Genomic DNA, 6,925 nt, shown 5'->3' on the forward strand with positions numbered 1-6,925 from the left:
CCCAGCGGATGCGGAAGCTCGAACAGTTACCTGCGTGCCATCATCATCACCCGCGCACTACAGTTGGGTCTTTGCAGAATGTAGATCGAGATACAGATCGCACCTCAGCACTGCTTGCCAACATCATTGGCGAGCATCAGATCCGCTCGATCGATCCGGTTGTAACTAGCCAATTGTGCCATAGTCATCACCTCATCACTACCAATTTCCAGATCCTCGATCTTCAATGGCAAGGAGCATTTCATCTAGAGCAAGATCCGCTCGATACCCGCTACCTCATTTATCTAGTCTTAGCTGGATCGCTCGTCCACACGATCGCGACCGTACCATCCCCATCCCAGCCAGAGCCGTGCTTAAATGGCCAGCAAGATCCCGCTACAATCGTCAATCCCGGTCAAAAATTGTCGAGTCTTGCCAGCTCAGCCGGTAAAGCACTGGTAATTGCGATCGAGCGCGACTCGATCGAGTCAACATTAAGTAGTTTGCTAAATCGACCGTTGCGACAACCGGCGATCTTCGCGCCCAGCATCGATCTGACCAGCGAGTTAGGGCAAAGTCTCAAGAAACTGCTCCAATTTCTCTGGGAAAGTACCCAAGGCGAGGGTGCCGCCACCGCTTCATTAGTCATGCAAAAGTTGGAACAGGCATTTCTAGATTGTGCTGTCGAGGGCTTGCCAAATAACTACACTGAGGAGCTACTGTATCAGACTGATGGTGCCTTAGCCTGTCATGTCCGTAAAGCCCGCGCCTTTATTGAATCCCATCTCCATGAAGATATCAAACTTGGGGATATCGCGGCTGCTACTCAAGTCTGTTCGCGATTGCTCCAAAAAGCCTTTTCACACCACTGTGGCTGTTCGCCAATGCGCTTTTTGACCCAATCCCGACTCCAGCGGATCCGCCAAGAATTAGAAGCCGCTCCCAGCGATATCAAAATTGTCGATGTGATGATGCAGTATGGCTTTACCCAAGGCGGTAAGTTTGCCAAAGAGTACCAGCAGCTATTTGGCGAAAAACCATCGGAGACATTGAAACGCCGCCGCCAATCTAACAATCCTGACGGAGAATCTCCCCTCTGGCAAAAAATCGACGAGCCGCGATCGGCACGAGTCATCGGTGGTGTTAATCCGCCGCTAACCGATCGGCCATTCGGATCGAGCTTGTGGTGGGGATGGCGTCGCTTTTTTAACGCTCGAACTTATCTAGCCAGATAGTCAGCAACGCCGATATTTAGTCGATCGACTATCCCAAAAACGCCTATTCTCATCTTGAGTGCGTCGCAAATGGAATATACATCATTAGTTTAATCTCATAGAATTCTGATATTGCTTTTAAAGCATGTTAATAATATCAAACCGGAGAAAAGCTCATGAATAACGAATTAGTAACTGCTAAATTGTGGAACGAACTCGATGAAAGCCAAACAGAAAATCTCAATGGTGGTGGCGGCTATGGTTATGGCTATAGCCCTAATTTAAATATCTCTATTGCTGGTGGCGTCGGTTCCCTCCAACAAAATGCAGGCGATGGCTATCAATTTAATGTCTACCCAGTAGGCAAAGCATCTAAACCTTACTACTACTAATAGTTACGAGTACTAGACATTTTTTAGCATTCCTAAATTGTCGATCGTCAGCATTGCCTGGAAGATGGCCTAAGGGCGCGATCTCGATCGCATAACCCGAACTTAATTGTGCTTACGAATCAACTATTTAGGATCGCGATCGCCGCGAGCTATAAATTGAGTCTAGTCTTTACAACCGATCGCCAGCCACCCTTATTTATCTGAGGGGTGGCTGGCATTGTGGCTGCGATCGATATTGTCAGACCGCTGAATTTATTATTTCGAGCTAATAAAAGTAATCGACCTTTGAAACCGTCTCTGCGGCAGACATGTATCCAAAACGAACATGCCTACCTGAGTAAATTCGCAAATGGAATATACATGAGTTAGCAAAGCTCGTAAAGTTATGACATCGATATGTTTAGCGCAGTCACTTGGGAGCAAAACTAATGAAAAGTCAAAAAATAACTGTTGAATTGTGGACGGAAATCGATGACGATCGAGCTGCACACCTGAATGGTGGCAGTATGAGTCTTGCTGTTTATGGTACGCTCGGTGCAGTTCAGCAGACTGGAGACAGACAAGCCCAAGTAAATATCTTTTCAAATGGCAAGGCTTACGGACAAAACTATTATAGTGTTTATACATATTATCCTGGCTATGGGTATTACAACACCCAATATAGTTACTAGGTTAATTATGACGATCTTAGTCGCTGCGATCTCTGACACGGCGGGGCTTGCGGATCGAAGGAACTGGAATTTAAATATCTCCAAAGCGAGTGAAGATCGTTCTTTTTAAAAAGAACGATCTCTTTTTGGCTATATATATTTTATCGATAAAAACGATTATCTTGTAATAAATAATACTAGAATTTAAATATCAGCAATAAATCAGCAAAAATGCTGTTTTTAGGATCGAAAATAGCAACTATTGTTAGTAGTGTCAGTCTGTAAATTTCACAATGGAGTCAAACAAAATGACAAATTCTATTGCTAAAGCCGATCGAGTTATGTGGCAGGAAATTACCGAAGATCGGGCGGAATGTGTCAATGGCGGTAGCTGGAAACAAGAGTTTAATCTTGGTGATGTGGGCGCAATTCAGGTTAATGGCGGCAACGGCGTTCAAAATAACTACTACATCTTTAATTTTTTCCTCGGAGGAAAGCGTCGTCTCTAATTAGCGAAAATTAGCTTGCGATCCTGGGAGCATCCCCGTTGCGAACATAGCTGCCGAACAGAAAATCTCTAGTAGTAAAACTAGTGAGCATCTGCTCGAACGAGCAAAAAGATCGTAACTGGGATGCCCCTAAAATTTGAGAGGGAACATCATCGATGAAAGCCAAAATCGTTCGCCAACAAAATGAAGAAGACTGTGGGGCTGCTTGTCTGGCTACTGTTGCCAAACATCACGGTCGCACGTTTGCGATCGGTCGCGTCCGGACGGCGGTCGGAACGGGGGCACGCGGGACGACATTATTGGGATTGCGCCGAGGAGCCGAAGCCTTGGGATTCAATGCGCGTCCGGTGCAAGCTACGCCCCAACTGATCGAAAATCTGGATGCGGCACCGCTGCCAGCAATTATTCACTGGCAGGGCAATCATTGGGTGGTACTGTACGGTCAGAAGCGGCAGAAGTATACGATCGGCGATCCGGGCACGGGGATGCGCGACGTTACCCATCAGGAGCTAGTCACTAATTGGTCGAACGGGATTCTGCTGTTGCTCGAACCCGATCCCGGTCGGTTTAGCGAGCAACCAGAGGACAAAGTGGGTGGGTTCGGGATGTTTCTCCAGCGAGTTTTGCCCTATAAAGGCATTATCTTGCAGGCGATCGCGATTAATATCGTGGTGGGATTGCTGGCACTGACGCTACCGATCGTCATGCAAATACTCACGGATGATGTCTTGGTGCGCGGCGATCGGCAGTTATTGATGACAGTTGGGACTGCTGTGATCGCCCTCAATCTGTTTCGGAGCGTCATCGGGCTGATTCAAGCAAACCTGATCGCGCACTTCGGGCAGCGATTGAAGTTGGGACTCAATCTCGATTACGGCTTTAAACTCCTCCGGCTGCCACTGACTTATTTCGATGCCCATCGCAGTGGGGAAGTCGTCAGTCGGCTTGCCGACGTGCGCCAGATTCACAATTTAGTCTCCCAATTAGTCCTGGGATTACCCAGTCAATTTTTTATCGCGCTGGTGTCACTAGGTTTGATGCTGGTTTATAGCGTTCACCTCACTGTCGCTGCACTAGCTGCTTTTATCGCAATTATTGTTATTAATTTATTATTTCTCCCCAGCTTACAGCAGAAAACCCGCCGCCTGATGGCTGAAAGTGCCGAGAATCAGGGCTTTTTGGTGGAAACTTTTCGCGGCGCGATGGTTCTGAAAACCAGTCAAGCTACACCTCAAGCCTGGTCTGAGTATCAGCGCAATTTCGGTCGCCTCGCCAATCTCGAATGGGGAGCTACCCAGCTCGAAATCTATACCAGTACGATTACTCAGGCGATCGGCAGTCTCACCTCGATCGGGTTGTTGTGGTTGGGTAGTTATTTGGTAATCGATCGCACGTTGAGCATCGGACAACTGATCGCGTTTACGGGGATGAGCGGCAATTTATTTAGCTTTTTGAGTATGCTCGTCGGTTTGATCGACGAATTTATTACCGCTCAAATTGTGGTCGAACGCCTCGGGGAAGTCTTGGACACTCCCGTCGAAGAAGACCTCGATCGACCCAAGCCGCGAGTCAGAATTAGTGCGACGAAGGGGATTACCTGTCATAACCTCAACTTTCACCATGCGGGACGAGTGGCTTTACTCAAAGATTTTAATCTGAGCATTCCGGGTGGCGCAGTTACTGCCCTCGTCGGTCGATCGGGTTGCGGTAAAAGTACTCTGACTAAACTAATTACGGGCTTGTACCCCGTGCAATCTGGCAATATTCGCTATGGTAAGTACTCGCAATCAGACATCTCCCTCGAATGCTTGCGCCAACAGGTAGTGCTCGTTCCTCAAACCCCACAATTTTGGAGTCGGTCGATCGTCGAAAATTTTCAGTTGACCAATCCAGAAGTGGCTTTCGAGGATATCGTCATGGCTTGCGAGATTGCCTGTGCGGACGGGTTTATCGTCGAGTTGCCCGACAAATATCATACAGTGCTGGGCGAATTTGGGGCGAATCTATCGGGGGGACAACTGCAAAGATTGGCAATCGCTCGGGCGATCGTCTCCAATCCGCCGATCCTGATTTTGGATGAATCTACAGCAGCCCTCGACCCCGCTCTAGAAGCCGAAGTCCTCGATCGCCTCCTCTCCTATCGCCACTCCAAAACAACCATCCTGATCGCCCATCGTCCGGCGGTCATTAGGCGCGCCGATCTGGTGGTATTACTCGATCGTGGCGAACTCAAACTCACTGGTTCCCCTGCCGAGTTATCCCGAGTTCCCGGCGAACATCTCGATTTCTTAAATTCTTGAAATAACTAGGTGCTGTCGATCTGCAACCGATCGCCACAGCGGCGTGGGATGTCACAGGAGGGGTAGTTCCTGCTCTTTTAGTCCCCTGCTCCTGAAGCCCCCGATCCCTACAGCCTAATCCCTCATTGGTAACTGAGCTATGGATAACTCTCAACTCAATCGCACTAGCGGTGCTCCAGAAGACACCTTTACCGAACATGCAACCAAGACCACGATTCTAACCAAGATTGTCCGCGAACCCGAATCCGAAAGAAGCGGTTCCCCGATCCAATTTCCCAAGGAGCTAGATTATCAGATCTTACATCAGACTACGCCAGAAGAGTTTTTACCGACGATCGGGCGGTGGATGGTCGTCGGTGGCATGGTCATGGTAGGTAGTTTTGGTGGGGCGATCGCCCTGAGTGCGGTCTTAAAATATAAAGTTACCGTTCAAGCTCCAGCCGCGATTCGTCCGATGGGGGAAGTCCGATTGGTGCAATCGACGATCGAAGGTTCGGTCTTGAGTATCTCCGTCCGCGAAAACCAAACCGTGCGTAAAGGCGATCCGATCGCCACTGTCAAAGACTTACGGTTGGAAAATAAATTGAAAACCAAACGCAGCCAACTCATCGGGGATATTCAAAAGGCCCGACACCAACTAGGGACGATCGATCTCCAGCTCATAGCCTTCAAACAGCAAGGAACTGCGGAAATCGAGCAAAGCAATCGCACGATTGCCGGGAGTCGTGCCGAATTCAGTCGTGCCGAGCGCGACTATCGCGACAAACAGATCGCCACTCAAGCCGATGTTGCCGAAGCTCAAGCCAATTGGAAAACTGCTCAAAAAGAACAGCAAGCTGCCGAGGCGGAATTAACGGTCGCCGAGGCTAATCTCAAATCTCTCCAATCTGGCTACCAAGCGGCCACCGCCAAATCGCAACGCTACCAAAGTGTTGCTACTGCGGGCGCAATTTCTACCAACCTCCTCGAAGAAGCCCAATTATCCGTCGCCCAACAGGCACAATCGATCGCCGCTCAACAAGCCACGATCGTCAAACAACAACAGCTTGTCGCCCGAGTCGCGCAAACAGTTGCCGCCGCCAAAGCCAAATTCCACCGGACTCAAGTTGCTCTCAATCCCCTCCGCGCCGAGTCAGAGACGATCGTCCAGAAAATCGCCAGCGAACGTGCCAATTCCCAAGCGGCGATCGCCCGCCGCCAACAAGAGCGGCAAAAATTGCTCCAGCAGCGAGCCGAAACGGCCAATCAAATCGCCTCCATCACCCAAGAACTCCATCAAATTGCCACCGAACTCAAACCTACTCCCATCTTGGCTCCAATCTCGGGGACGATTCAGGAACTCAATTTGCGCAACAGTATGCAAGTAGTCAATCCTGGCGATCGACTTGCTAAAATTATTCCTACCGTGACGCCACTAAATATTATGGCTACTGTCGCTAGTGCCGATATCGATAATGTTAAAGTTGGGTACCCAGTGCAAATGCGGGTTTCAGCCTGTCCACATACCGATTATGGCGTTGTTTCGGGGAAAGTTCGGGAGGTTTCTGCCGATGCCAAATCGATCGACAAGAATGGGGGCAATAATCCCGATAAGCAGTCACAAGCTCCTGCTAATGGTGTTTATGAAGCAACGATCGTCCCCGATGCCCTGACACTGTCACAGGGTGGGAAGACTTGCCAGATTCGATCGGGGATGGATGGACGTGCGGACATTATTGCCAAGGAAGAAACTGTTTTGCAATTTATGCTTCGCAAAGCGCGGTTGTTTACTTAGCGGGGCGCGGGGCGAAGATAGTGGATAGGGAATGACCCGAAAATATTAATAATGACCGTAGATCTTTGGGTACCCTCGGGTCGCCGCAGTAATCGTATCAACGATCG

Annotated in this window: 6 protein-coding genes; all 6 read left to right on the plus strand. The window is 49.2% G+C overall.

Annotation, left to right across the window (positions count from 1 at the left end):
• Positions 1–1,214: AraC family transcriptional regulator (locus RMO84_RS10550; RefSeq protein ID WP_310488421.1), on the plus strand; the 1,214-nt coding region annotated here is incomplete at its 5' end.
• Positions 1,215–1,369: 155 nt separating this feature from the next.
• Positions 1,370–1,585, plus strand: coding sequence for a hypothetical protein (locus tag RMO84_RS10555; RefSeq protein WP_310488422.1), 216 nt, complete (start codon positions 1,370–1,372; stop codon positions 1,583–1,585).
• 428 nt (positions 1,586–2,013) lie between these two features.
• The gene (locus RMO84_RS10560) at positions 2,014–2,256 is read left to right on the plus strand and encodes a hypothetical protein (RefSeq protein ID WP_310488423.1); all 243 of its coding nucleotides are present in this window, start codon (positions 2,014–2,016) and stop codon (positions 2,254–2,256) included.
• Positions 2,257–2,543: 287 nt separating this feature from the next.
• Positions 2,544–2,744: a hypothetical protein gene (locus tag RMO84_RS10565; protein WP_310488424.1), complete on the plus strand. Its 201-nt coding sequence runs from the start codon at positions 2,544–2,546 to the stop codon at positions 2,742–2,744.
• Between the two features lie 155 nt (positions 2,745–2,899).
• A complete protein-coding gene (locus tag RMO84_RS10570; protein WP_310488425.1) occupies positions 2,900–5,044 on the plus strand; it encodes a peptidase domain-containing ABC transporter in 2,145 nt (714 codons plus the stop codon).
• Between the two features lie 139 nt (positions 5,045–5,183).
• Entirely contained in the window at positions 5,184–6,818 is a 1,635-nt protein-coding gene (locus tag RMO84_RS10575; protein WP_310488426.1) for an HlyD family efflux transporter periplasmic adaptor subunit, read from the plus strand.
• The last annotated feature ends 107 nt before the right edge of the window (positions 6,819–6,925 follow it).

Source organism: Chamaesiphon sp. VAR_69_metabat_338 (assembly GCF_031423935.1).
Classification (GTDB): domain Bacteria; phylum Cyanobacteriota; class Cyanobacteriia; order Cyanobacteriales; family Chamaesiphonaceae; genus Chamaesiphon.

What these genes read in the sequence shown, in the direction of transcription:
- RMO84_RS10555 (WP_310488422.1), top strand. Translation starts at nt 1,370, where the DNA reads ATGAATAACGAATTAGTAACTGCTAAATTGTGGAACGAACTCGATGAA.
- RMO84_RS10560 (WP_310488423.1), top strand. Translation starts at nt 2,014, where the DNA reads ATGAAAAGTCAAAAAATAACTGTTGAATTGTGGACGGAAATCGATGAC.
- RMO84_RS10565 (WP_310488424.1), top strand. Translation starts at nt 2,544, where the DNA reads ATGACAAATTCTATTGCTAAAGCCGATCGAGTTATGTGGCAGGAAATT.
- RMO84_RS10570 (WP_310488425.1), top strand. Translation starts at nt 2,900, where the DNA reads ATGAAAGCCAAAATCGTTCGCCAACAAAATGAAGAAGACTGTGGGGCT.
- RMO84_RS10575 (WP_310488426.1), top strand. Translation starts at nt 5,184, where the DNA reads ATGGATAACTCTCAACTCAATCGCACTAGCGGTGCTCCAGAAGACACC.